The organism is Granulicella sibirica (assembly GCF_004115155.1).
In the GTDB taxonomy this organism is placed as follows: Bacteria; Acidobacteriota; Terriglobia; order Terriglobales; family Acidobacteriaceae; genus Edaphobacter; species Edaphobacter sibiricus.
Map to the genome: position 1 here is coordinate 1,735,814 of NZ_RDSM01000001.1, position 26,268 is coordinate 1,762,081.

At 55.6% G+C, this 26,268-nt stretch carries 21 protein-coding genes; 8 read left to right on the forward strand and 13 right to left on the reverse strand.

What is annotated here, in order from left to right; translation table 11 throughout:
* Positions 1–21 precede the first annotated feature (21 nt).
* On the forward strand, positions 22–867 hold the full coding sequence (locus GRAN_RS07260; protein ID WP_241654389.1) for a response regulator: 846 nt from the start codon (positions 22–24) through the stop codon (positions 865–867).
* 4 nt (positions 868–871) lie between these two features.
* Here GRAN_RS07260 and GRAN_RS07265 read toward each other — a convergent pair whose 3' ends face one another.
* The gene (locus GRAN_RS07265; protein WP_128912259.1) at positions 872–1,165 is read right to left on the reverse strand and encodes a hypothetical protein; all 294 of its coding nucleotides are present in this window, start codon (positions 1,163–1,165) and stop codon (positions 872–874) included.
* A 783-nt stretch (positions 1,166–1,948) separates the two neighbouring features.
* Positions 1,949–2,770 carry an EAL domain-containing protein gene (locus GRAN_RS07275; protein WP_128912260.1) on the reverse strand — a complete coding sequence of 274 codons (822 nt, stop codon included), beginning with the start codon at positions 2,768–2,770 and terminating at the stop codon, positions 1,949–1,951.
* Between the two features lie 519 nt (positions 2,771–3,289).
* On the opposite strand from GRAN_RS07275, the gene GRAN_RS07280 reads away from it, so the two are divergent.
* The gene (locus GRAN_RS07280; RefSeq protein ID WP_161570882.1) at positions 3,290–4,876 is read left to right on the forward strand and encodes an EAL domain-containing protein; all 1,587 of its coding nucleotides are present in this window, start codon (positions 3,290–3,292) and stop codon (positions 4,874–4,876) included.
* Positions 4,877–5,274: 398 nt separating this feature from the next.
* Here the strand turns inward: GRAN_RS07280 and GRAN_RS07285 are convergent, their stop codons facing one another.
* On the reverse strand, positions 5,275–6,858 hold the full coding sequence (locus GRAN_RS07285) for a diguanylate cyclase domain-containing protein (RefSeq protein ID WP_161570883.1): 1,584 nt from the start codon (positions 6,856–6,858) through the stop codon (positions 5,275–5,277).
* Positions 6,859–8,015: 1,157 nt separating this feature from the next.
* Between GRAN_RS07285 and GRAN_RS07290 the strand changes: the two genes are divergently transcribed.
* Positions 8,016–8,489 carry a DUF2306 domain-containing protein gene (locus GRAN_RS07290; RefSeq protein WP_128912263.1) on the forward strand — a complete coding sequence of 158 codons (474 nt, stop codon included), beginning with the start codon at positions 8,016–8,018 and terminating at the stop codon, positions 8,487–8,489.
* An 824-nt stretch (positions 8,490–9,313) separates the two neighbouring features.
* Here the strand turns inward: GRAN_RS07290 and GRAN_RS07295 are convergent.
* Positions 9,314–9,706, reverse strand: coding sequence for a PilZ domain-containing protein (locus GRAN_RS07295; protein WP_128912264.1), 393 nt, complete (start codon positions 9,704–9,706; stop codon positions 9,314–9,316).
* A 158-nt stretch (positions 9,707–9,864) separates the two neighbouring features.
* Positions 9,865–11,907, reverse strand: a complete 2,043-nt coding sequence (locus GRAN_RS07300) for an EAL domain-containing protein (RefSeq protein WP_128912265.1) — start codon at positions 11,905–11,907, stop codon at positions 9,865–9,867.
* A gap of 399 nt (positions 11,908–12,306) precedes the next feature.
* Between GRAN_RS07300 and GRAN_RS07305 the strand changes: the two genes are divergently transcribed.
* Together GRAN_RS07305 and GRAN_RS25770 are read left to right on the forward strand one after the other, a co-directional pair.
* Positions 12,307–13,161, forward strand: a complete 855-nt coding sequence (locus GRAN_RS07305) for an AraC family transcriptional regulator (RefSeq protein WP_241654484.1) — start codon at positions 12,307–12,309, stop codon at positions 13,159–13,161.
* Between the two features lie 127 nt (positions 13,162–13,288).
* Positions 13,289–13,699: a hypothetical protein gene (locus GRAN_RS25770; protein WP_192897977.1), complete on the forward strand. Its 411-nt coding sequence runs from the start codon at positions 13,289–13,291 to the stop codon at positions 13,697–13,699.
* Between the two features lie 76 nt (positions 13,700–13,775).
* Here the strand turns inward: GRAN_RS25770 and GRAN_RS07315 are convergent, their stop codons facing one another.
* Positions 13,776–14,165, reverse strand: coding sequence for a hypothetical protein (locus GRAN_RS07315; RefSeq protein ID WP_128912267.1), 390 nt, complete (start codon positions 14,163–14,165; stop codon positions 13,776–13,778).
* Between the two features lie 276 nt (positions 14,166–14,441).
* Positions 14,442–14,900, reverse strand: a complete 459-nt coding sequence (locus GRAN_RS07320) for a cupin (protein ID WP_241654391.1) — start codon at positions 14,898–14,900, stop codon at positions 14,442–14,444.
* 442 nt (positions 14,901–15,342) lie between these two features.
* Between GRAN_RS07320 and GRAN_RS07325 the strand changes: the two genes are divergently transcribed.
* The 3 genes from GRAN_RS07325 to GRAN_RS07335 are packed head-to-tail and all read left to right on the forward strand — an operon-like array spanning position 15,343 to position 17,178.
* The gene (locus GRAN_RS07325; protein ID WP_128912269.1) at positions 15,343–16,224 is read left to right on the forward strand and encodes an SMODS domain-containing nucleotidyltransferase; all 882 of its coding nucleotides are present in this window, start codon (positions 15,343–15,345) and stop codon (positions 16,222–16,224) included.
* Positions 16,217–16,810: an SLATT domain-containing protein gene (locus GRAN_RS07330; RefSeq protein ID WP_128912270.1), complete on the forward strand. Its 594-nt coding sequence runs from the start codon at positions 16,217–16,219 to the stop codon at positions 16,808–16,810. The genes GRAN_RS07325 and GRAN_RS07330 overlap by 8 nt, the downstream gene beginning before the upstream one ends.
* On the forward strand, positions 16,807–17,178 hold the full coding sequence (locus tag GRAN_RS07335; RefSeq protein ID WP_128912271.1) for a hypothetical protein: 372 nt from the start codon (positions 16,807–16,809) through the stop codon (positions 17,176–17,178). The genes GRAN_RS07330 and GRAN_RS07335 overlap by 4 nt, the downstream gene beginning before the upstream one ends.
* A gap of 228 nt (positions 17,179–17,406) precedes the next feature.
* Here GRAN_RS07335 and GRAN_RS07340 read toward each other — a convergent pair whose 3' ends face one another.
* The 6 genes from GRAN_RS07340 to GRAN_RS07360 form a co-directional block, all read right to left on the reverse strand.
* Complete coding sequence (locus GRAN_RS07340; protein WP_128912272.1) at positions 17,407–21,240, reverse strand: PIN domain-containing protein; 3,834 nt, start codon at positions 21,238–21,240, stop codon at positions 17,407–17,409.
* 88 nt (positions 21,241–21,328) lie between these two features.
* Positions 21,329–21,811, reverse strand: a complete 483-nt coding sequence (locus tag GRAN_RS07345; RefSeq protein WP_128912273.1) for a hypothetical protein — start codon at positions 21,809–21,811, stop codon at positions 21,329–21,331.
* 89 nt (positions 21,812–21,900) lie between these two features.
* On the reverse strand, positions 21,901–22,056 hold the full coding sequence (locus GRAN_RS25435) for a hypothetical protein (protein WP_161570885.1): 156 nt from the start codon (positions 22,054–22,056) through the stop codon (positions 21,901–21,903).
* A gap of 358 nt (positions 22,057–22,414) precedes the next feature.
* The gene (locus tag GRAN_RS07350; protein WP_128912274.1) at positions 22,415–23,338 is read right to left on the reverse strand and encodes a hypothetical protein; all 924 of its coding nucleotides are present in this window, start codon (positions 23,336–23,338) and stop codon (positions 22,415–22,417) included.
* 27 nt (positions 23,339–23,365) lie between these two features.
* A complete protein-coding gene (locus GRAN_RS07355; protein ID WP_128912275.1) occupies positions 23,366–23,716 on the reverse strand; it encodes a VRR-NUC domain-containing protein in 351 nt (116 codons plus the stop codon).
* A 23-nt stretch (positions 23,717–23,739) separates the two neighbouring features.
* Positions 23,740–26,175 (reverse strand): ATP-dependent DNA helicase, encoded by a 2,436-nt coding sequence (locus tag GRAN_RS07360; RefSeq protein WP_161570886.1) that lies wholly within the window; start codon positions 26,173–26,175, stop codon positions 23,740–23,742.
* Positions 26,176–26,268: the final 93 nt, after the last annotated feature.

A 26,268-nucleotide genomic window follows, 5' to 3' on the forward strand; every position in this document is an offset into this window, starting at 1 on the left:
TTAGACGAGATGGGACCGGATATGCCAGAAATGACCAAGACAAGACTTCTGCTTGTCGATGACGATGACGACTTGCGTGAAACCCTCTGCCTCATCCTTGAGCACGGCGGTTTCGAAGTGCTTTCCGCAGCTAACGTCAATGACGCGCTCAAGCTGATTGGGGCGAACATCTTCGATGTACTTGTCAGCGATCTGCACATGCCTAACGACGGAGATGGCCTTACCGTAGTGAGCGCCATGCGCCACTCAAACCCAAAGGCCGTCACGATCATTTTCAGTGCTCACCCCGAGATGAAGGCGGCCGCAGCCGCAATATTGGCTCAGACGGACGAAGTGTTTGTTAAACCGCAGGCCGTCGTGAATCTGGTGGAAATGATCCGGGCAAAGATGAAGGCCGAACCGGGCCCTGTGAAGGTGGTCAGCACAGTTGCGACGATCCTCGAAGACGATGCAGCGGTGACCATCAAAAACTGGCTTCTTAGGGTTGATGCAGACAAGCACATTGTGTGGGTAAAACTAGATGATACGAAGCGTACGGCGCATCTGCCCCAGCTCTTTAGAGACCTGGTGTACAGGTTGAGAAACCCGCTTGAGTTGGGAAGCCATGCGTTGGTCTCTGCCGCTGCGGCTGAGCACGGACTTCTACGAAGAGAGCAGGGTTATACGGCCGCGATGATGGTGGAAGAGTCGCGAATGTTGCAAGTCAGCATCTTTCAGACTTTGCAAAACAATCTGCATCGCGTGAACTTTAGCCTGGTTCTCATTGGCGTGATGGCGATCGCGGATGAGGTCGACTCACAATTGGCTCAGGCGATGACGGCGTATATCGGCGAGTCTAAAGTCGACAGTCTGCCCAATATTGCGTAAGAAGTTACGCAGATTCGCTGACAGAGTGATCCAGCGCCAGATTCACGAGTTCTCCCTGCCATTGGTCAGGCCGCTGGCTTGACCAGCCGTTGGGCTGTGAAACGACTACATTCCCTTTCTTTTTCAGTTGCAAGCAGCGCTTAGGATCTTCGCCCCGCACGCTGCCTCCGTCCCAGTCTTCTGAGAGAACACCATCTACCGAATCTATGTGAAACTCTACTTTGTGTGAGAGATCTCCGCCAGGTTCAGCAAGCGGACGATCTGAGATGCTTTTGATGCTTACTCGATAATCATTCATGACCCGCCTCGTGTTTTCGTCGGATTCTCCATGATTTACTCCTGTGAGGCGTCCGGCTTGGGCGTGGAAACAGCATCTATGTTTTCCTTCTTCGCCGTACCACTTCCGCCACATTCGGCGCAGACCCCACCCATTGCAGTTTCCCCGGTGCCGTCACAGAACCGACACTTCACATTTGACACTAGCCGCACCTCGAAGAGGTTTGATGCCAATTCGCAACCTCTTGCCGCATATGATCGCTAGAGCGTATTCCATAAACACCGTCTGCAAATGATCTACAGGCAAGCGAGGTAGAGGAAGGCTCTATAGGTTGCGAGGAGGTTCTCATAGCGAACGAGGAGTCTGCGGAGTCGGTCCAGTCCTCGATAGCGCCGCGACGAGCGTAGACAGAACTTCTCTACTCCGAACCTGGTGACGCCGACGACAGTTCGCAGCCAGTTCTCCGTGAAACTGCCTGCGCGCAGATACGACACTGGAATCGGCAGCGTGCGCGTCGCCACTTCCATTAGGTGCGTCGACGTGATCCGCCCTAGGTTGGGGACCATCGTCGGCCTTGTGTATGACAAAGACAAGTTCAAAATGCGTCGATCCACTTCTGCCTTAGCATTGTGTGTGCCGAGCAGGGGCGCGCCGAAAGGGCGGAATACGGAGGTGGGTCAATGAAACCTGGGAAATAGTTGACCTGGCGGTGGGGCGATAACCCACAAGTCCCGCGAAGGCCTAATTTGCGAGTGGGATTAGCCCTCTATCAGGTGGATGATAGTAATGGGATCAATCCGCAGTTTACGCCGCTCTGGAATCCACCTGAGATGCCGAAGACTCAACTCCCTGCGTCGAGGACTTCTCGGGCCAAGTCACAGGTGGCAGCGTCTCGAATGCTGGCTTCGCAAAGAAATAGCCCTGCATGAGTCGGACACCGCAATCCCGCAGTGTTTCGAACTCCTCCAAAGTTTCGACGCCTTCCGCGAGCATCTCCATCCCCAATGCCTTTGTGAGCGCTACGATGGACTTCACGATCAGGAGAGCTGATGGACGCTTATGCACTTTTTTGACGAGATCGATGTCGAGCTTCAGGTAGTCGATTTGCAAATCGGCCAGCATATTCAACTCCGAGTAACCACTCCCAAAATCGTCCAGCGCGACCTTGAAACCTTGCCGGCGGTACTCCTCAACAATGCTCCGAAGGTGAGCCTTGTCCTTCACCCTCTCGGTCTCGGTTATCTCGAAGATCAGGCGTTCCACGGGAAAGCCACACTTTTGCGCTGTCGCGAGTGTCAATTGAATGCAGGCGGCCGGGCTGTACACAGCTCCCGGCATGAAGTTAATTGAGAGCCTCGCTCCGGTTTCTACTAAGCCCAGCTGGGAGGCCAGCATGATCGCAGCCACGCGGCAGTTCTGGTCGAAAGCATACTTGTTTTGATCGGTCACTTGGCTCAGTACAGAGTAAGCCGATTCACCCTTCGGCCCGCGCACCAGTGCCTCGTATGCGTAGACTTTCTTCGTATCAACGTCCACGATTGGCTGGAACGCCATAGTGAATGGGAAGGGGCTCTGAACGCCGTCTCTGCAAGCGCTGCACTTTGTAGTGCTCGTCACTTGTCTCATTCTTGTACCCGCATGGGCGATAGAGTTGTGCTCGGTTCGATCCGCCTTCGTAAAGGCTGGCTCTCGGCAACTCTCGCGGATTTTGAAGCAGAAATGATCACTGATAGAGCAACTTGTTATGGGCAGCCGACATAAACTTCTGGCGCATGGCTGGCCCATCCGTGGGAGTGTTCTCGGTAGGAGTTGGCTCTAACATTGAAAACCAGGCGGAGGGGTGTCGCCTGCGGACGTATGGCTTCCATAAAGTGGTTCCGATAACCATATCAGTGACAATCAAGTAGTAGTTATCATTCGGCGTCTTGCGGGCTGGGCGAGTCCTCTTTGATGAAACCATAGCGGGTCCCCGGCCCGAGACTCCAACGCGCGGCCACTTGAGTCGAGATTTCGTAACCGATTCGTTGAGGAGCAACGCCGGTTGGCGAACCGACGCTTGAATACCTCTTGCAAGTTGAATAACGAGAAGCCAAAATGTCTGGCAGAGAACCAGCGTCGGCTTCGGCTACGCGGTGGGGTAAATCTTTGCTGAGCCAGGATCGCAGGCGACGTGTTGTATGGCTGGTCAATTTTGTGGTCGTCATTCTGGGAGCCCTCGTCGGTGGCACCATCACATTCCTGATCGGACAATGCGCCCAACAACGAGCGGCTCGCGCCGAACTGCGCCTCTACACCCGTGAAGTCTTGAGTGTCGAGGAGCGCTTGGGGTCTGAAACCCGCGCCACGCTCAAGGCAATTCAAAGCGACAATCTAGAGTTTTGTTCCGACGCCGAACTCTTGTACATGCGGCAACAGCTCTTTCGCTCTGCATTGATACGCGATATTGGTCGAACGAGGGGCGACAAACTCTATTGCACAACAGGCCGCGGTCGTCTTTCGGTGGCCCTTCCCCGTGACACGCCTAATTTTGAATTTGAGGACCGGCTTGTGTTTAGGGATATTCCGCTGGCTATTTACCCCGGTGGGACAGGAGAAGTGATTGAAAGCAACGGCGTCTCATTGGTGTACAGCCATGAATTTTTCGCAACTCTCGATCATCCTCCGGTCTTTTATACGGTTTTCATCGTCAATAGCTCGAAGCATCAGGTGTTCGCCCTCTATGGTCCTGATGTGCCACTCAGTGTGGACGAAATCTTGACCGGCGCGCTGGTTGAACGCCGCAACGGCGAGCTCTACGAGGCAATCTGCTCTGATAAGTACCCAGGTTGTATTGTGGGCCGACTGTCTGTCTCAGCATGGGCGGAGCAGTATAGAGATTTCGTCCTCGAGTCTCAGGTTGCCGGCGGTCTCCTGGGGGCTGCCATTGCTTTCATACTTCTGCAGTTCTATCACACCCGATCAATGGAGGTAGAACTACGCCGTGCAGTGCGACGGGGAACACTACGCTTGGTGTACCAGCCGATCGTCGATTTGAAGACGGGAAGGATCGTCGCAGTAGAAGCCTTGCTACGCTGGTCTCGCAGGGGACGCGATGTTTCACCAGAGGTCTTTGTCGCTCTTGCGGAACGCCGCCGATTTATCGGCGCCCTCACAAGGTGGGTTATCCGGAACGTCATCTTAGAACTTGGCACGACGATTGAGGAGCGACACATTCGTGTCACCGTGAATATAGCTTCCGAGGATCTGAAAGACCTGGGGTTCCCTGCATTCCTGACGGACTGTCTGCAAAAGGCACGCCTTACCGCGAATCTGATAGGACTGGAATTGACTGAGCGCTCTGCCGCCGAAGGCACTTCCGCAGCTACGGCGATTGGCCTGCTGCGATCTCTTGGACATTCGATCTACATCGACGATTTCGGGACGGGTTATTCCAGTCTTTCCTACCTGCATCGTCTCGCTCCCGACGCGATCAAGATTGATCGGTCCTTCACCCAGACGATTGGAACCGAGGCAGTTACAGCCCCAGTTGTACCCTTGATTCTAGAAATGGCTTCGAAGCTGAACATGCTCGTTGTCGTTGAAGGGATTGAAAGCCGGGAGCAGGCGGTCTATTTCAACGCGGCCGTGCCGAACGGATCGCCGATATGGGGACAGGGATGGCTATTCGGCAAGCCTATGCCGGTCTCTGAGCTGCGGAGTTTGCTTGCCAGGAATTCAGCAACACAGAGATGAGGATGCGCAGTCGGTATGTCGGCTCTTGTCCTAACCGCGTAAACCAATCAACCCGAGGTCTGCTAACTGTCATTTGGCGATTCCATAGGAAACTCCATCTCAGTCCCTTGAGAAGCAGACAAATTCGCACCAGGAGCGGCTAAACCGAATTGAAGAGTAATTGACGGATCAACTTCAGCCCACGCCTCATCCCGCGGGGCCTTGATCCGAATGTGTCGTCTCATCGCTCACAGGAGAAAGGCGTGGTTTGCAACTCGGCACAACCTGGGCCTCGCCAAGATCAGGCTATGGATTTGACGCTCGCACTCTACGCGAGCCCGGAACTCGGATAACGCCCGCGTCCCGCAAACCCACAGCTTCGACGGCGGTGAAATCTAGAAGGTCTGCCGGGTTGACGCCTAAGATGATTGCGCCTGTTTCGGACGAAGGTCTTTACTAGCCGTTTTCATCTTGTACATAGCTTGATCGGCGAATGAAAGCAATCCTTGTACTTCGGTTGCGTCATCCGGGTATATTGCGATCCCTAAGCTGCACTTTACCCTGAAGGTTTGCCCCTCGATCACCATCGGTTTGCTTATAGCCGCAAGAATCTTTTTTGAGACCTGTCTTATCCCGCTTTGCGCTTCGTTGTCCGGCAGAACGACAACGAACTCATCTCCACCGACTCGAATGACGGAGTCCGTCGCGCGAACTGCCGATAGAAGTCGTTGTGCCGTCTGCATCAAGACCTGATCACCGACTTGGTGGCCGTGTTCGTCGTTGACTGGCTTGAAGCTGTCCAGGTCGATCATGCAGACACTGATCTTGCCTCCAAAACGTTTCACACGCTCTATCGCTTGGGAGATGCGATCGTTTAACAGGGTCCGATTGCTCAAGCCCGTCAATGGATCATGTTGCGCAAGATGGAGAAGTCGTTCCTCGTTCAGTTTGCGTTCAGTGACGTCAGACGCCGTGATCGCAACCCCGTCTTCAAGGCGGACCGCTTGAACACGAATCCACTCGCTCAAAACGCTCTCAGCATGGATCGGAACCTCAGCTACGAAGGGTTCACCCGTCTCTACTACCCTCTTGTAGGCGTCAAACAGCCCGGTTGTTCGGACTATCGGCAACAGTTCACACAATTTTCCGTTTAGGAGGACATCTCGCGTGATGGCGACCATCTTCTCCAGACTGCTGTTCAGGTAGGTAAAGATGAAATCTTCTATCTCTCCGGACTCAGCTCGCACGGCCTCGCATATATAAAACGCGTCTATGCTGCTTTCCATAGCAGCAGTCACGCGATCGCGATCGCGCCGGACCAGGGCCTCCATTTGGAGGACCTCTTCTTCCTGTCGCTTTCGAGCGCTGATGTCGCGGACCACCTTGGCAAACCCGATTAGCTTTCTCTTCGAGTCGCGCATGGCGGTGACTACAAACGTTGCCCAGAACCGCTCTCCGTTTTTCCGAAGCCTCCAACCCTCCCCCACATGGTGTCCACCTTGGCTAGCGGCTTTCAGTTGCTTCTCAGGAAGACGGTTTTCTATGTCATCAGCGACAAAAAACATGGAGTAGTGTTGGCCGATCACCTCGTCGGCTGTGTAGCCCTTGTTTCGTTCTGCGCCTAGGTTCCAGCTGCAAACGCGGCCACCACAATCCAGCATATAAATTGCGTAGTCTTCGATTGAGTCGACCAGGATCCGATAGTGTTCTTCATCCATTCCCTTTGCATGAGAGCTGCTGACAAAGGCGTTCTGTGTCGAGTTCACCTCAGAATGCGAGACCTGTGGATCCAGGCGATACCCCTTGCGTGGAACCGTCTCAATATATTCACGATCGTTTGACTGCCGACCAAGTGCCCGCCGCAGTTGAGAGATAACCTCCGCGAGATTTTCGCCGTCGACGAAACGGTCTTGCCAAACCTTGACTCGGAACTGCTCTTTGGACACGGCTTCGCCGGCCGCCCGCACAATTAATTCAAGGGCTCGGAACTGCTCTGTCGGCAAGTCAATGTTTCGGCTTCCCGCGCGAAGCTCAACCGCTTCTAGGTCCAGTGTGTATGGGCCAAAGGAATGGACCTTCTTCCGGGATGGGATCGATGATTGTTTGATAATGCATTCTCTTGAGGACTTCCACAGTGCAGTGCAATTAGGTTTGCGCAGTCGTTGGGGCACTGTGGAACTGCGGGGGGGGTAGAGCATGATGCGAGCGAAATAAACCATCGCTGTGACGTTAGTTGCCGCCTTACGCCGTACGAGGATCACAACACAGAGCGGGTTAAATGAATCAGCCTTTGGACTATCTCTGCCGATCATGATGAGCGACATCGGGTGTTGCGACGATTCGGGACAAAAGAGACCATTTGGGATTCGTCAGAAACGGACGACTCGAGTACGAAAGCCGTCCGCAATCCTGTCCACTCCTGCACAATCGAAGAGACACCCACCCCCTGACGCTATTTTGCCAAACGCGTCTCGTCGCCCTCACCGAACCGCGTGGGCCGACTTCAATCGACGGGCAAGCTTCGATCGCTTCGTCGGCTGCTGCGCCCCAAACCCAAGAGCTATGTTAGATGCAAGAGGGTTACCCGCACGTCATGATCGCCGGTATATCTTTTCGATGCGTTGAGCAGAAATTGCCTTTCAGTAACTGATCATGCCTGTAGGACCGCCATTATCGAATGCCGTGTGCTGGCAGACTGACATCACGACAAATGCGGTCAATCGCTCCAGGTTCGTTCATGCATCAGCAACGGCTGATGGATGACGACGGATCGTCTTTTGAGACAATACAGTCGAATTGAGCGGACCGCCGTCGGAGAATCGGACTATCAAGTTCAGAAGGAGCAGCATCGATTACCTCGGCCATGTCATGCCTTTCAAATCGATACGATGAAGTTGGGTATCTTGTAAAACGGTTGCTGAAGTGCAATGCAGGCAACGACAGGAAGTCGCCTGGACACTGAGATCGTCAAACGCTGTGAAGATTTCTGAAAACTGCGGGGCTTCGGGGAGGACGATGTCCTCAAGACCCTCTCGGCTGCGGCGGCCGCATGGACGAGCTGATCACGTCCTTCTGTGAGGAGACGCGGAACTTAGGCGTGGTCTCTCGCGTATCCTGCACATCCGATACTCGCCGATGAAGCCGGAAAGGTCGTGTCAGATTGAGACTCCCGCTCCTGATTCTTCATATCCTCGGCGGTACGTTCAGCCTCGTCGCCGGAGCGGTCGCGATGATCGCGCGCAAGGGCGAGCGGTTCCATCGTCTTTCGGGCAACGTCTTCACGCTGGCCATGTTGACCTTAGCCACCAGCGGATTTTGGCTCGCCATCCTGAAGTCGCAGATCAGCAATGTCATCGCCGCCGTGCTCACCTTCTATCTGGTCGGCAGTGCTTGGCTTGCCGGACGCCGCCGAGACGGCACCGGCCCGCTTGACTGGATCGCTCTGTTCATTTGCCTGGCTTCCGCCGCAGGCGTTCTTACCCTCGGCATCCGAGCCATCCACTCCGCCACAGGTACAGATAACGGCGCCCCCGCATTTATGAGTTTCGTATTCAGCGGTATCCTTCTTCTGGCCACTGCTGGAGACATCCGTCCTCGCCCATCGTGGCATCTCCGGTCGTCCTCGCATCGTTAGGCATCTATGGCGCATGTGCGTGGGACTTTTTATCGCGACAGGTTCCTTCTTCCTCGGTCAGCCGCAGGTTTTCCCGCCTGCGCTCCGTGGCTCTATTTACCTCATCGTTCCGGCAGTCCTTCCACTCCCACTGCTCGTCTTCTGGCTCATCCGGGTCCGCTTCGGGAACAGCTATATCCTCGATCGCCGAAAACCTTCGTTCGCGCTCAGCGATTCAGGCAGACATGAACGAAGCAGCCCAAAACGGGCGACTCCATAGCCGTGATTCGCGTGTACAGGCTCTGCCGTGTTCCCACTTGTGGCAATTCAGAAGCAATGGCAGATTCGTCCTTCGAAGTCGGCTCTCGTCACAGATCAGCCAGATGACGAGGGGCCGTCTCACAGTACTAATGATCCAAGATCGGCTTAGACAGAGTTGGATGAGTGCATTGGCCTGAAATCACGAGTTGAGGGCTCCATTCCGCGTAGAGCGCCGAGATCACCGACTTCGACCGGGACGACCACATCTGCGACGACAGCACCGCTGCCTTTTCGCTTACTGGAAGCACGGTCACCGTCTCGAACCAGGTCCGCGACGTCCGGCCCGGCACGCTGCTCGTCGACCACGAGCTGCCCATCGGCCCTCTGGGCGGCCCGCCAACCGTCTCTTCGTTAAAGGCGAGATGGAGTTCATCTTCACTACCGCCAGCGCCTCACCGCCGGGCTGCTCCTGCGATGGCCGCAGCGTGAGCCCACGATTTTTCCGCGACTAAACCTGGCGCATTTGCCTTTTGATTCGGCATCCGCCAGAGACGCACGTGTCTTCTGGTTTGTCATTCTCTGGATTAACTCTCATTCTCGGACGGCGAAGGTAGAGGACTTCCCGAAACAGAGTCGATCAAGATGCGTATAGCAGCCCGATCATTTTCGGTGTCGAGACAAAAGGCGAACCCTACATCATTGCCTTCCACACGGGCCACGCGCACTTGGATATTGAGGTAGTGCGCTCCTGCCTCCAACTCCAACTTGCCTTCGACCCAGACATCCGGCGGATGATCAAGACCTGCCAGGAGTCCAGACTCGCTCACATTGACACACCGGCCTTCATGCCTGCGTCCATCAACGACAAAAGAAACATCAGCATCGAGTCGAAAGCGCGTGGCACGTGGTTGATCGTTGCCTGGCGTCTCCACCGGCCCGCTGGATTCTGCCGACGAGCGAAAAAGGTTAAACCACATACAGTGCCTCCAAAATCAGGTTTTCTCTGTAGCCATCCGCCTTCGTTCGTACAGCGCGAACGTCAGGAGCGAATCAAGCCATGCATTCAGTAAAGGGACTGTCGGGGAGACTGCGGTAGTCGAAGACGCGGGCGGGGAACGAGGTTGTGACAAAACTCTTAGAGCTCCGCTTCCAACCGCGCAGAAGAGGTTTGGCCTTTAAGTTCCTTGATGAGAGCTTCCGCCAAGGTGAGCAGCCGTTCTCGCTCTCGCTTGATTTCATCGATGTCCTGAACGACTACGACCGCGCCCTGGACAGAGCCGTCTCCTCGAACGATCGGTGCACCCAGCAAGGATACCCACGCCTCTGTGCCATCCGCACGCAGGCAGAGCGCTTTTTCAATACTGGTCTTCTGTCCGCGCAGGGCGCGGGCAAGGGGATACTCGCCACACTCGAGCCGTCTGCCATTGACTCGAATCGCACCCCACTGCGCGTAGTTTTCTATGATGTGCCTGGATGGGGCGGGGTAGCGAAAGATACGACTCGCCTCGGGGTTCGACAGGCTTAATCGGCCGTCCGGCTCAGCCGCCAGCAAGATCGCCACAGGAACGGAGTTGAAGATGGCTTTAAGTTGTGCCTCGCTCTTTCTCAGCGCCTCTTCCGCCTTCTTCTGATCGTCGATATCGTCGACGCTGCCGTACCATCGAATGATTATTCCTGATGCATCGCGGCGTGCGGCGCCTCGAGATCGTATCCATCTCCATCTGTTGTTCCGGCACAGGATGCGGCATTCGACATCAATTGGATCGCCGCTGCGAATCGATGTTGCAATGACATTTTCCACAGATGGCCTGTCTTCCGAATGGATGGCTTCGAGGAAACCTTTCCCTTCAGCGGTCGCGGCATTCATGCCAGTCACCTGTTCCCACCGCGGGCTGATGGCCATCGCGTTTCCCTTGGCATCAAGCACCCAGGGAATCTGCGGGTTCAACTCAACCATGTGGCGATGGTGGTCTTCACTCTCGCGGAGTGCGGCCTCCGCGGCCTTCCGGTCGGTGATATCGACCACCGCGACGGAGACTCCGACAACCTCGGCGCCTTCATCCCGCACAGGCTGATAGGACAAAAGATAGTCTCGGTCGCCTTGTCCCGGGCCAGCGGGTCGTCTGGCTTCGACGCCGGTGATCACTTCGCCCTCGAGAGACCGACGCATGAAAGCCTCGAAATGGTGGAATGCTTTGGGGACCATTTCAGCGACCGGTCTTCGCAAGTGCTCTTCAACCGATGCGCCGTTCATGTCGGCTAACCGCTGGTTGAGGGTGACATAGCGAAGGTTGCGATCGAGTAAGGCGAGTCCGACGGGCGCTCCATCGTAAACAGCCTGCAAGTGCGCAAGCCGCTGACTGGGCAGCGCATTTCCCGCCAGGCCTCCCCAAAGGCCTGGCGAATGGTTGAAGGATATCTTTTCGCGCGGCATCTCAACGGTTGTGGGCAGATCTTCAGCCGGGATCGGCCGTCCGAAGAGCCACCCCTGTCCCAGTTCACAGCCGAGCCACAACAACATTTCGGCCTGTTCGCGTGTTTCGATGCCTTCCGCCACAGTAGTCAGCCCAAGACTTTGTCCGAGACCCACTACGGCCGCCACAATCTTGCGACTTTCTCTGCGTTGGATCATCGACCCAACGAAACTTCGATCGACCTTCAGCTCATCGAAAGGCAGCGATTGCAGATGCAGGAGGCTGGAGTATCCCGTTCCGAAGTCATCAAGCGCGATCTTGCACCCTAGCGCCTTCAATTCGTTCGAGATGGTTTGAGCACGCTCCACGTTATCGACGACCGCGCTTTCCGTGACCTCGATAACGATGCGCTGGAGGGGAAAACCCAGGTCTTCGGCGGCGCTCTGAATCCGTTTGGGCAGATCTAGATCGTGCAATTGCAGTGGTGAAACGTTGAAGGCTAGTGTTAGGGGTTCCGGGATCAGCTTCCCAGCCTCGAAGGCCTTCTGCATCAGCCGTTTCGTCAACGCATCGATCCATCCATTCTGTTCCGCAATTGGGATGAACCGGTCCGGTGATAAGACTCCAGCCGTGGGATGGTGCCATCTCGCCAGCACCTCAAATCCGGCGAGCTCGCCAGTCCGAAGTGTGACAAGAGGCTGGAAGAAGGGAACGAACTCATCGTTCTCGATACCGCGACGAACGTCATCATTACTGATCAACATGACCGTGACCTCCAAATGGCCTCGTGCGCCCCTGCTGGGGAAGGGCTGCGCCAAACAGAGCCGGCCGCACGATGACCGCGTTTAGAACCGAGAGACCAGGATGAGGAAGAATCCCACTACGCTCAGAATGGCAAAAGCCAGACACGCGGAGATGTAGTAGGCAGCAAACCGCCGTTGGCGTTCCTTCGGTCGCGTGATCCCAACACCCCAAATGAAACTCTCGCTCACGAAATCGGTTAGGCTTCTCATCATTGACTGCTCCTGTCCTTTTCCATTGGAGCGGCCAGAAGGCTGGGATGATATGCAAATCCTGCTGAAAATGCACTCCGGAGCGCGATGAGAAGGCCGGAAGCGGAGCCTCCATCCGGACGCATCGCTGTAGTCCGCGACTCTCAGTTGGTGCCGCTGATTGACGCTCCGCGTGATCAAATCCCGACCCGGGAACCGCCGTGGAAAGATATCGTTCTTGAGCAGCATCTCGTCCGTCCCGGAGAGATCCCGGAACATGAACATCCGAATCTCTGCCTCCACCTGCAGATTGCTGGCGACCGAGAGATTGAATGGTGGCAGAACGGGAGGAATGCGATTGAACATACCCAACCTGGGTCGCTCATCGTAATCCCGCCCGGAACGCGGCACCGCTGGCGATGGCATGGGTCTTCCGAAAGATTGATTCTCTCGGTCGAGGATGACGCACTGCAGCAGCTTGCATTGCAGCTAGGAGCGCAGCATCCACTGGAGATCAAAGGAGCCTGGTCTATCCTGGTCCCATCGACGCGGCTTCTCATCTCGGAGATGGGCAGAGAGGCACGCGAGGGCTGGCCACTCGGCGCTCTCTACGCAAACCTGCTGGCATTATCTCTCGAAACCAATCTCATCAAGAACCATTCCAGTCAGCAGATCGCTTTGCCTCGTCTCAAAGGCGGACTCGGCGTGCCTAAGCTAAAGAGGGCGATGGAATATATGTCAGCAAATCTTGCTGAGGACATAGGCCTCGAACAAATTGCAGACGAAATGGGGATGAGTCCATCACACTTCGCCCATGAGTTTCGGAATTCGACGGGCACGACTCCATATCAGTACTTGCTACACCAGCGCCTGGAGAGAGCAAAGGCTCTGCTCAAGACCACGAAGCTACCCATTCAGAATGTCAGTGTCCTGACGGGGTTCAACTATCCGGCTAATTTTGTACGGGCCTTCCGACAACGCATAGGACAGTCACCTGACGCTTGGCGCAAAGACCATAGGAGGTAAGTAACGGCAAACGCGCCAAGGTCACGCAGCTATTCTGGAATGACGCATGATCGCCAATGCGCGTTTCGAGCGCTGATTTGCGATGCACGTGCGGACACTCTCTGCTTTATCCTTAGGTTGAGGTGACATGAGTACACACGAAATATTGGAAGCCATCGACAAACAGATCACGCGCCTGCAACAGGCCCGGGCCCTACTCTCTAGCGCCGCTCCAGATACTCCTGCCGTTGCCGCAACAACAAAGCCAAGCGGTAAGCGGCGTGGCCGGCCCAAAGGATCAGTCAACAAGAAGTCTGAAGCTACAGCTCCAGCCCCGGCAAAGAAAGTCAGAGCCACCATCAGTGCCGAAGGTAAGGCGCGAATTGCGGCAGCCCAAAAGGCTCGTTGGGCCGTGCTAACGAAGAGCAGCAACGTCGCCAAGCCCGCAGCAAAGAAGAACTCTACAAAACAGAGCAAGAAGACCGTCACGCCTTTGAAGAAGTCTGCCGCTAAGCGTGCGCCTACCGTTAAGGCTGTCGCAACGACAAAAGAAGCGTAGAACGACGGCTCCGGTTCAGGGTGGGTCTCTCGTTCCGCCTCATGCGGACGCGATTATCTTGAACCGGAGTGGCGAACTACCGCCTCCATTGCGGAATGCGACCCAGGCGTGGGTCATGGCTCAGAATGAGGTCGCATGCATGAAGAGCCTCCTGTTCAAATTCGGCGCAATCAGCCGGCAGGACGAGCCAGTGACCAATCTTGCTTCCCAGGCCCTGAATCGGGCGAAGCGACGGTAAGGCCTGACGAAGCTCTGCGTCCATGGGATCAGTGGCTTCAGAAAGGACGAGCCACACACCGTTATCTTTGGGATATTTTGCATGATCTAGCAGCATCATGAAGAGTCGGTTACCGACATATACAGACCATCCGGAAAACATCCGGCGCACATCCGGCTCTAAAGTCGCGAGGGCCTCCAGAACAAACGAATGCGGCGGTCTCGGCTTCAGCTTTGGGTGACGCGGCATTTCGGTCCTCCATTTGGTTCCCGTAACAGTTGACCACGCTATGCCCCCAATTTCGCGTGGGTGAGGTGCACGCGCTATCGATGGAAGCTTGGTCTCTCACGCCGAAGCTGCGATGGAAGGCTTGGAAGATAGGCGGCTACCATCCCTCATGTTGAAGAGAACGCACATGCCGACACACTCAAGCTTAACGACGACGACCTCACGGCCATCGACAGGGTGTTTCCTCCTCGTCATCACAAGCAGCAACTTGAGGTACTTTGAGCGCTTCAGAACTTGTTAAGTGGGCGACCAGGCGCGAACGAGGTCTCCTCCCTTCCCCGTGATCGGGTCACTTGCCGGAAAAGGAAGGTGCAACATCCTTTCGGTCGTTGCCGCGTCCGGGGCGGACCGGCAGATATCCCAGTGTTGCCCCACAGGGTAGGCACCCACAACGAGGAAGCCCGGATCCCCACGCACAAGGTAATGACCCGTTCCTGCGGGCAGCACGAGGACGTCTCCGGCACCGACCGTCACATCGTGACCACCTTCGCCACCCAACGTCAACCGTGCGCTTCCTGCGGCGAAGCCGAGCACTTCGTGAGCAGTGGAATGATAGTGATGAAAGGTGTAAACGCCATTTCTCCACTGAGCTGGCCAAAGATTGCGCTGCAAATCCTCTTCCATGTGGTCCGCGAGCCCATCACCGCTAAATGCTCGGCGATAGAGCAACACCGGCAAGCGTTCATTGTTCGGCATCCAGCCATTTCGAGACAGCTGCAGTTTCTCGACCTCAGGTTTCCGTTCTCCTTGGGCCCTTGAACCGAGTCCCAGGACCGCCATCGCCACGCTAAATTGTCTACGGTTCATTCTTCGGCTCCGAGAGTTAGGATGCGATCTGCCCGCTGAACCGGTTGACGGATAGGAAGAGGCTCTCCGACCGGCCACGGGTGGGACTGTGACGGCAGCATAGATGTCGCGTAGGGTCTAGACACTCCTCTGAGAGCGTCGTGAAATACAGAAACGCATCCTATTACGACGCTTTTCGGTGCCTTTCACGCCGTATCTTTGAGGTATACCCTAACGCACAAGCCCAACGGTGGAGATCTCAGCTAAGCCACCGGTCAGACGATTAGAATGGTGTTCTCAAGATTTCAGCTCAAGCATGCAGTCAACGGAGAGGTTAGAGGACTGAGCAACGATGGGCGTGGCAGAGACTTTTCAAGCATTTAGGGATGAGTATGTCATCGGCAAGGACCAGATGGACTCGATCTCCTACCGATACAAGCGAATAACCCGCCAGCTAAACACAGATTTTTGGGAGACTCAGTCCGACACAGCCCACTCCCTTTACATCGGCTCATATGGCCGAGATACCGCCGCAAAAGGGGTAAGCGACGTCGATATTTGGTTCAGGCTCCCCGGTCGGCTATATCAGCAATTCAACAACCACCAGGGCAACGGGCAGTCTGCGCTCCTTCAGGCGGTCCGAGCCTCAATGCAAAAAACCTATGGCACAACAAGTCTCAAGGCCGATGGCCAGGTTGTGGTCGTCAGCTTTACGGATGGGATCACTTTCGAAATTCTCCCGGGGTTCGTAAACGCGTCAGATACTGTCACATTTCCGGACTCAAACGACGGGGGGACCTGGAAAACCTGCGATCCACAGAGCGAGATGACCGCGTTTGCAACACGCAATGCCCAAGCAAATCACAATCTCAAAGCCATTTGCAGAATGGCTCGAATCTGGAAGGGCCAGCACAACATAGCAATCAGCGGGATGCTTATCGACACTCTCGCGTATCAGTTCATAGATTCATGGGGAGAGAAGGACAAGAGCTACCTGTACCACGACTGGCTAGTTCGTGATTTCTTCCTCTATCTATCAAAGCAAGATCGAACCCAGGAATGGTGGAGGGCCCCAGGAAGTGGCTCATGGGTCCACAAAACGGGCGCTTTTGTGGCGAAGGCTGAAACTGCGTATGACAATGCTTTAGAAGCGATTAGGCAGACAACGGCGGGGCAACCCACATCGGCACGACTATCTTGGCAATTGATCTTTGGGACGACATTCAATGGCTAACGCAAACGAATACGACGCGCTAGAGGCGCAAATGCGAGAGTGTTTTGGCCGAGTAATCTACACACACAAGACCCATTCCAAAATGGCTGATCGGGCGGCGAATCGTCTGAAAGTGCTCAAGCTCAGTCAAATCGTTCTTTCGTCGCTCACCGCTAGCGGGACCATCAGTATCCTCTTCACAGACCAGTTCTCTCTAAAGCTCATCACGGCCTTAGTCTCTCTTGGCACGGTTGGGTTGACGGCCTATATGAAGGGATTCGATCCAGGCGCGGTTGCTCAAAAGCATCGTGACACGGCAGCGGATATTTGGCCCATTCGAGAGAGCTATCTGAGCCTCCTGACAGACATTGTGGGAGGTGATGAGCCCATCGAATCTATAAAAGAACGCCGTGATTCTTTGCAGGCCTCGTTGGCTGCAATTTACAGAGGTGCGCCTCATACGGATGGCAAGGCCTATTCGGAAGCCCAAGTAGCGCTTCAGAAAAATGAGGAATACACGTTCTCTGATGACGAAATCGATCGGTTCTTGCCGAAGTCCCTGCGTGTTGGCGACAGAAGTGCGAAGACGGAGGGGCCGTCAGCTTGAAGAAGAAAGATACGACCACGCTCAGTAAGCCCCTCCAGAACTACTACCGCGACTTGGTCGGCTTCGCCGATCAGATGATCACTCACGAAACAGCGGTCCGCTCCGCGTTTCAGAACCTGTTGGCCGATACAGCGCGAACATACGGCTGGATGCTAATCCCAGAATTGGGAAAAAAGGGCTTACGTCGAGTCATCCCAGACGGCACATTACGCGACATCAATTCCCTGCCCCGGGGTTATTGGGAAGCAAAAGACACGAAGGACAAACTCGACACTGAAATCAGCAAAAAGATTGCCCTAGGTTACCCTTTGAGCAACATCATCTTTAGGACACCCGAGAGGGTGTGTTGTATCAAGCTGGCGCGATAGCGTACCGCGCTGATCTGACCGACCCCCTCCAAGTCACGGAGTTGCTCTCTCAATTTTTCTCGTACACAGAGCCAGATATTGATCGCTTCGAAGCCGCTGTCGAAGACTTCAAGCTGCACTTTCTAAACACCATCTACGAGCGCTTTTTTCAGAGGCTGCTTCGGCTTTCGCATGGGTGTCGTCGCCTATGTTGCATGCGCACGATGGCCGGTCAAGGAACGTATCGAGCTAGGCACCGATGATCGGAATTCGTGACCGCCGCTGTTTGCGCCATCCGTTGTAGCACTTCAAGAAATCATCGGACGCCTGCGGCGTCAGGATCATCGAACGCGCACATTGCTTGGCAAATATATCAAGCTGGGTGTTTGTAATGTCATCGTTCGGATAGGTACTGAGCAACGCTTTCGTCGCCTCACATCGAGTCTCGGGCAAGAGCGGCTCCAGAGCTATCTTCAGAATGAATTCCCCCATAATAAAGAAAGAGGCACGGCGGTCAAAGATGGGTACGCCAGAGAAGGCCTTGAGCATCTTGGCCATCGGGAAGTTGTCGACCGAATGCCTTGCCAGTCGTAAGGCCGCGAGCATCACCGATCCTGTGAAGTGAGTTGACTGAAAATCGTAGCCGATCAGCTTGGCGTAAATTTCTTCAGCGAGCGAGCGATCGATTAGACCGAGATTGGCGATTTGCTCAGTGAGTGCCTGGGTCCAAACCCTTTCGACACCTAGTTCGGTCTTTGCCAACTCGCTTGCGTTATAGTCGTCGGACCATAGGAGATGTCCGGGACGTAGCGCGAGCATCGCAGACTCCAAGCCTTCTTCGCCCAAGATTTCGTTAAGCTGGTCCCGTTTATCTGGAAGCAACCGCGCAACCTCGGGAACCGTCACGATCTTGGTATTGGCTTCGATCTCCGCTAACCATTGCTCGAACGCCAAATGGTATTGCTCGGCCTCCTGCTCCGCGGTTGGCACCATGTAGTGTTGGCCATCTTTGTAAAGCATCGTGCCGTGCGCGGGAGAAAACTTTGCCTTGGCTCTCAACTGTTGCAGGGTCGCGTATGTGGCGGCAGAAATGACGAACTGGATCGTTCCTACGGAAAGCACTTGCCGCGTTATATCCAGCAGTCTCAGTGTCGCAAGTGCTGTCAGGTCGACAACAACGATATTTCTCACCGCCAACGCGGACATGGCGTTCATCAAGGAATTCACATCTGGCGGAGCACACTTTACGAAGTCTTCGCCCGAACGTGCCAGATCGATCAGAGCGCCATGAGCAGAATCATCGAAGCGATCGCCAAACATATGCAAGGTGATCGTCGAGTTCTTGTAGATTTCTCTGACTTTCAAAACGGCTTCCGATTGTGACCGGACTGAATCGAGGATTGGCTGAACATCTGCCAAGGTGAGTTTTTCTGGAGTAGGAATCTCTAATGTCCAGATTACGGACTGATCTGAAAACTTGTATTCCATCTGTGGTCCGATGGCCTGGATTCGCCTTGTGTATTTCGGCATGATCTGGACGATCGTGCCGATGTGGTCGCGCAAGGGGTTCTTTACACGAACGAAGGTGTCCCCGACACGCTTACCGATCAGATCCATTGCCAGTTCGCTCGTTGCTGAAATCTCCTCAAAATCGGAACTCGGCGTCTCTGTATCCTCTATTACCAGCCATTCGGTCACCCCATTGTTTCCTCTACTGTATTGAACGGCACTTCCGATTTGAACGGTTTCCGTTGCCGGTCCTATCTCGTCGGGACATGCTCCAGGAGCGAGGGCTGCGATATAGGCTGTATGCGCTTCAAGCTTGTTCGGGTTGGCCCGCAGTACACGATAGGCGTAATCGACCGCTTCCATGGATCGGTCGCTCCATTGCAGGACGTGGATTGCCGGCACGGCGTATCGCATGGGGATTTCTTCAGCAAGTGGCATCGCCGCCGCTGAAATCCGTGCCAGGTCCTTGCGACCAAACCTTAAGGCAACTATCGCAAGCCGCAACTCCGCCAGCCGATGTTCAGGATTGGCGGCGATGAATTCCTGTAGGCGGATGATGGCTTTTTCGTAGTCGTATCGTTCCAGGTATTGCAGTTCGTATTCGAGGTTGTCCCACATTCGGAGGCCCTTGGCGTACAGGGAATCGAATGTTTCCAAGATCACGTCATCACGCCTCAGGCGTCCGGCGCAATTCAGAAGCAAGTTAGGATCGCACCTGACGCCTACTCGGCTGAACAGAAATTGGAGCAAGGGCAGTGCATCGGCCCAACGTCCAAGCTCCATGAGATTGCGCGCAAGCACGGCTATTGCGGAAAGCGTTGTGGTGCTGGTTCTTAGCGCGATTGCATCATCCAAAAGCTGGTTCGCTTCGGCAATTGTCCCCTGCTTGATTGACGCGGAGGCGCGGATCGTCGTTGCAAGAACCGGTGACGCAATGACTTCCTGCCTTTCGGCGTAAGATGCCACTTCTGAGTGGCGCTCGGCCAGAGCAAGAGCGCGCACCGCACCGATCGTGAGCGGGTCGACAAGCTCCTGTCTCATTTTGCCGACGGCTGCCGAACTGAACACGTCGAAGGCTCTGAACAGATCGTTCGCCGCGCCTCGCTCCAGCAATGCCTCGCCAAGCATGAAATTAACATTAGGCATCTCTTTAAACCGAGCATGGATTTCTTCGAAAAAGATGATCGCGTCATCTCGATTGCCATTTGCCATAAGTGCTTGCGCCAGGGAAATCTGCGCATCGATATCGGAAGAGTCCGCGCCAAAAGAATCGCGGGCGTACCGTACCGCGTCTTCCTTGTTTCCGAGAATTGTTGCTATATCTGACTTGAGTCCAAACGCCTTCGCTTTGACGTATGAGATGCCCTCGACTTCGGCAACCTCTATCGCCGTCGAGGCGGTCAAATCAGCATTTTGGAGCGCGCCCGAGCGATCTGTGCCGGGCAGAGGGGTCCCGCTTCTGTCCAACAACACAACGCGTCCGAACCGTACCTGAGCAAGAAACAGATGCGCCTGAGACCATTTCGGCTTAGCTGCGACGGCATCCTTGGCATGTTGTTCGCCGGCTTCGAGCCGATCGCCTGCCATAGCCCTCATGCCAAGGGCAAAGGAAACCTCCGCATCGCTACGCAGATGAACCGGAGTGGCTGCCAGCAAATCCTCGTATGGGATGTCTATTGGAGACGACTGAATCCAGAGAGACATGAGGCGAGTGGAGTGTGGAAACCTCTCTCTTGCGACAAGGACTTTTTGGCGCGTTTGGTCATCGTCTCCGAGAAGGTGAAACGCCAACACCTCATTCGCTATAGCCAATTCGTCGGTTGGTCTGAGTGGAGCGGCATCGAGAAAATGGCGCGCAGCCTCCTTTCCTCGTCCCAATATCAGGCAGGCCGCGCCCAAATTGGTGAAGATGCGGAAGCGGTGCCACTCGGTAAGGTCTGCACCTTTGTTTTTCTGAATGCGATTGAGTTGCAAAAGAGCGATTTGGGCATCGCGTGAATTGATCAGGTCACGCGCTATGTCTATCTCGGCATCGATTCCGGTCGCTCCGAACGTTGCAGAAATTGTCTGGCCTATATCGACGATCTGATCCAACTTGTTATTTACAACCGCAACTTCTTCGGGACGAAGACCGCCGTAAAACTGCGCCTCGATTTCTGGGTACTGCCTGATCATCTCGGTGATCTGATCCCAGTTGAGGAGCTGAACGGTGAACAGTCCGGCTGCCCTGCATTCCTGATTGAGCGACTGTATCGTGAGTTGCGCCCGACCGGACGCTTTCCCGGTTGTCAGAATCACGTAATGATCGATCCTGGACGGAAAGGTCTTGGCCTTTTCCACTTCGTCCTTGATCTCGCTAGGCGTGAGCGATTTCGTCTGTTCTTTCAGCTTGCATTGAGCGGCAAAGATTGGGTCTTCGCCAAGCGTGTCGAAGATGTCTACGCCATACTGGTCTTCCCCCTTCTTGCCGAAAAGTTCCAGGCCGGGTCTATTCCAGTGGCGTTTTAGCAAGGCTAAGCAAAGCTTTTCGAAAGCGACTTCCGATTGTGGCGGGTTGATCGTGTACGGATTCACTAGAATGACGCTCCTCGGAGACCAGTGAAACTGGCAGTGTCAGCTAGTGTAGCGTTTCGATGTTAGGCGAAGCGGCGAGCAGCCCCCATCAGTCATCACTCACGTAATGGCTCTCCGGGAATCTGCCAGCCGCAATCAGGCTGATCTCGTTGGCTCGTGTGCGGATGCGCAGCTTGTAGGCCTCGAAAGTTTCGCCTGGTGTTGAGAACCCGTGCTCGGTCCACGCTTGCCACCATGCCTTCATCAGGTCGTGCGAGACAATCGGCACGTAGTCCTCGTCGCGAATGTGTGATCGCGTGGGTGGTGCGGGCCTGCCTCTCGTCGACTCGCGCAACAGGTCGCTGTTGTATAGGTCGTATGCGATCTTCTTAATTTTGGCTGGTGCCGGTCTGATGGCACGTCCCTGCTCGTCCATTGCGCCTACATCGGAAAGATAGTCGATGAACGCCTTATCGACGCAGTTGAACGGCACTTCCACAAGGACGCGCGCCCAGCCATCCAACAGGTGGGCCTTCTGCACCGCAGTCATGTCGCCCAGCCAAAAATTTCTGCGGGAACCCGTCTGTTCCATCAATCAACTCGCGTGGCGTATCGCGCTGGTAACGACGCTCAATGAGGTCGAGAGCCTGCTGGGAGATACCGGCTCGTGTATTGCTTGGCCTATTTGTCGCATTCCTCATCTCCGTTCGTTCGTCTTTCCGGCGCTCGGCGTTCAGCCCGCTTGCCGGTAGTGGGGTTGTAGGTGGGGTCTTGCCCGGTGCGGATCGTCGCGTATTCGTGACTGGCGGCGATCAGCGTTTTCGCATCAATCTTCACTCGCGCCTTCGTCCAGGTCTGCCGCGCTTTGCCCTTCGCCTCATGCGAGGGTATGCGGCATAGAAGCGCTCGAACAACGCATCTTCCTCGGGATCGTCGGGTGGTGTGGGTGACGCGCGCTTGCGGCCGAGTTCGCCGATGACGGTGACCACGCCATGCGGTGAGGCCAAGATCGTTCAGGCGCAAGATGATGTCAGGCGTGACGTCCACGCGCGTGTTCTCTTCCAGTAGGACCAGTGATAAAGGGCGGCGGCAACGGTCACTGGAAATCGCGTTCGGATGCCTTTTAGCCGCCAGACACGATCTTGCATGTTTAGCAGAGACCAGCAAGCACACACGCAGCACGAACGATCATTGCCTAAAACTCTTCCTTCTTTGGCGGTGCGTCAGCGTCTTCGGGCAATGCCTTCAGCATCAGTTCGATCTCAGTGGCGAATGACTGAACCGCCGCTTTCAGTGTCGCGATCTGCTCCTTCTTCCAGGTCTGTTCCTGACCCTCGGGAGTTTTGCCATTCCGGTGAACGATATCGTGGCGAAGTTTTATGCCAGTGCGAATGGTGTCAGGGATGTCTGGAAGGGTAAGACCGAACGCCTGTTTATAGATTTTTGCCACGTTGGCGAGATCGTGCCAAGAGATGCCGTTGATGAACCCACGCACGTCGGTTTCGATGGTCTTCGCACGTTTGAAGATATCGGACAGGGATATCTGTTTCTCACGCAGGTGCGTGCTGTGACTGACGAAGCGTTCGAGATATGGTCTTTTATTCAAGACGATCGCCGAAAACGAGTCGCCGAGGTAAGTTTCTAGGGCAATGATGATGTTCAGGTACAGCAACCGGTAAATCAGCGGGCCGTCGATGATCGACCGCTTTTCCTTTGCGACTAGCTCGATCTGGTTGAGCGACGCCATAAGTTCCATGTAGGGGCCTTCCAGGTCATCTGGAACCCAGTCGTCTCGATAGTAATCATCCTCGGTAGGTCGCGGCGACCATTCATGATTTATGTCGGTAAGCTCATCCGCAATGGAGTCGATCAAGTCTTCAGCAACGGTTCCGGCAAACTCATCCTGCAACGCATCCTTAGGATCGACACCTTCTCCCCAAATCCACTGGTATCCGCCCTCGCCTGAGTCGTACGGCAACTCATTCGGGTCCATGTAATTCTCCTCGAACCACTGACGAATAACCTCCTCCTGGGCAGCCTTGCTCAACTTGCTCACTGCGCTGCGCGGGATCGCCTTATCAAATCTTGGGGAACCATAGTACGTCGTCTTGTGGGGCATGTCAGGATTGTAGGTCAAGGCATCCGGTTATGCGGCGATCGTAGCCGATAATGGCACACTTGATCGAGTCAAAGCACTGGAGACATCGGCAAGAGACTTGCAAACATAAACCGCAAACCCGGTGGCTGACAGGCACTGGTGCACCGATTTCTGGTTAGTGGACAGTACACCCTTCGGCGTCTTCAGTTCGATGAACGTCGTAATGCCGCGCCAGAAGATCAACAGATCGGGAATACCGGCCAGCACACCAGGGTTCTTCAGATCACGTTGCGCCTTCCAGCCGCGCTTTCCCTCGTTCATGACGTGACAGAACACAGCACCTTTCGGCAACGCTAGGCTGAGGTAATCGACGAATGCCTTAGCCGAGTCAATTGGCAATTGCCAACATCGGCCGGGATCGGCTAAAGCTCGATGGCGTATCCGTCGAACGCGATGGAAGGGGCGTCGATCTCCGGCATGGGAATTTCAGCTACAGCCGAACCATCAAACTCTTTCTGCACGACAAGCTCAGGCGCGCCAGGCTGATAGCCGTCCGAGGTGTACACGGTTAGCTCATAGAGCTTGGCAGGAAGCTGAGAGAGTACTTTGCGCTGTGCGGTGATGTGCTCGGCCTCGCCGCTCAGGATGACGCGATCGACAGTAAGGCGTTTGATCGACTCTACGGCATAACCGTACTCAACATGTTGCGCTTGTGTGGGGGTAAGCTGGAGGCTCTTTCCCGAATCTACTTTGACAGAGAGGCCGCCGTCTTCGTGGATGTGCTCGATGGTGGCGAGATTGCCGACCCGGATACCTTGATCCCACTCAGAACGGGTGAACTGGATGCGCTCGCTTTCGGCCAACTCGCGCTCTTCGGGCTTATAAACAGTTGCCTTGAGGCGCATCTGCCATTCGGCTGCTGGGTCGTAGACGCGGGGGCTGTCGTCCTGCCCGGTCACAGTGATGAGGTTCTTCTCGGTATCGACGTCGGTCACCCTTCCGTAGGAGTTCGGAGAAATGCTCAGCTCATCGCTGCCCTTGCTGCCGTAACGGATCACGTCACCGACTTCATAGTTCGCGGCGATCTTCGCATCCTTGTCGGAGAGCACTTTGTCAGATAGTACGGTGGTGCTAGAGATCTCGCCCAGCCTGCCCTGCTCATGAAGATCCACCCGGATGAGCCGGGTCAGCTCTTCACGCTCCGCTTTGTCAGGAGCGAAGATGACGGCGCGGTCTTCCTTGGAAACGTAGTCCTGGGCCACGGCAGCAACGCGGTGTTCTCGGTCGCTGTAGACATGGATACGGTTGGTATCCCGCAGGAGCGCGGTTGCCGACTGTGGGTCATCGCGCCTGAAGCTGTCCACCGCCTGCCGGACATCGCTGAGGTCGAGGGCTGCGGTCTTCGAAACCTCGTTGGCCAGCCGCTGGCCCAAGGTCCCGGCGTCGTTGGTGTAGATGCGCGCATCGTAGGCGGCCCGGGAGACGGCGACATAGGCCAGCCTGTCATTGATAAGCGAACGACTGGACTCGGTGTCGATATTTGCGATTACCCGATCGGCGGTGAGTCCCTGCGAGCTGTGCGACGTAACGGCGTAGCCGTGGTCGAGCTGCCGGAACTCGGTCGGGTCGAAGGTCACCTCGCGCCCACTCTTGCCATCCATGCGCACGGTAATGGACCGCTCCTCAAGGGCCGCGACGGTGCCAAGGTCGCGATTGGCGATTCCGAGAGCGCGATTCCCGGCGGTGAACTGGATCCGCTCGCCCAAACTGAAATCCCGGCTGCGCTCTTCAAACACGTTCACGCCATAGAGCCGCTTCGGGTCATAGGAGACCTGTTCGCCGTCCTGCTTCTGGACGGTGAGGGTGTTGGTCCGAGCCTCGACACTGATCACGCGAGCCTCGGAATCACGCTCAAAGCCAAGAGCCTTGCTGCACGACTCGTAGCGGATCACATCGCCGGGATTGTAGAGTGCTGCCCAGGTGCGGCCTGCGCCGGTGAGGTCGGAACGATGCGCGAGTGTCTGGAATGCGCGGCCGTCCGGCGAGAGCTGGCCGGTGCTTTGCAGCTCGGAGCGAATGCCCTCGTTGATCTGCTGACGGCTCCGGTTGTCCGGGGAGACAACGAGGGTGTTTTTCGGGTGGGCGGCATAGTCCTTGGCGATGGCCGCGATACGATCCACGGCGCTCTTTACCTCGGTCACGCGGCCCTGCTGGGCCAGCAACTCGACGCCCTTCTCTGTCTCTCCGGTGGCAAGGTGCTGCACCGCTTTTAGCAGCTCCGCATCCTTCTGGCGCATGATCTGATCCAGCTGCGAGGTCTGCATCCCGGCCTGCTGCATCTGTTCGAAGGGCTTGCCGGCTTCTACGCCCTGATGCTGGCGAATGTCACCGATGACCAGAACCCGGTCCTCCGGCGAGACCTTCTGAAGAAAATCCCGCATCTGTTTAGAAGAGGCGAGCGAGGATTCATCCAGCATGTAGAGATGTCGGCTGGCAGGCTCGGCTTCTATCTTGCGGGCGATGAAGCTCTGCAAGGTGTAAGCCTCGATTCCGGCCTCGCGGAGCTGGCCAGCAGCGCGGGATGTGGGCGCAAAACCCTCCACCTTGTAGCCCTTCCCCTCCGCGCCTTCGCGGATGGTTTCAAGGCTCGCGGTCTTGAAGGTCGTCATCAGCGTCGTTGCCCCGGAGAAGTCCATCGTTCCCTGAGCATGGGCAATGCTTGTGACTGTGAGCGCGGCGAGTGTCGGCCACATCACACCCGTGGCGCGGAACAGTTTGCGTTTCGAGAACGGTCGGGCCAATCGCTTGGCAAGGCGGGCTGTACTGCGGGAGATCACTACGTGGCTGCTGCGTATCATCGGCACCTCCATCGACTGGTCTCAGTCGGGATATGTCGTGATGATTGGGCGTGTGTCGGGGTCTCGTCCAATACTTCTTATTTATCGGGTGAT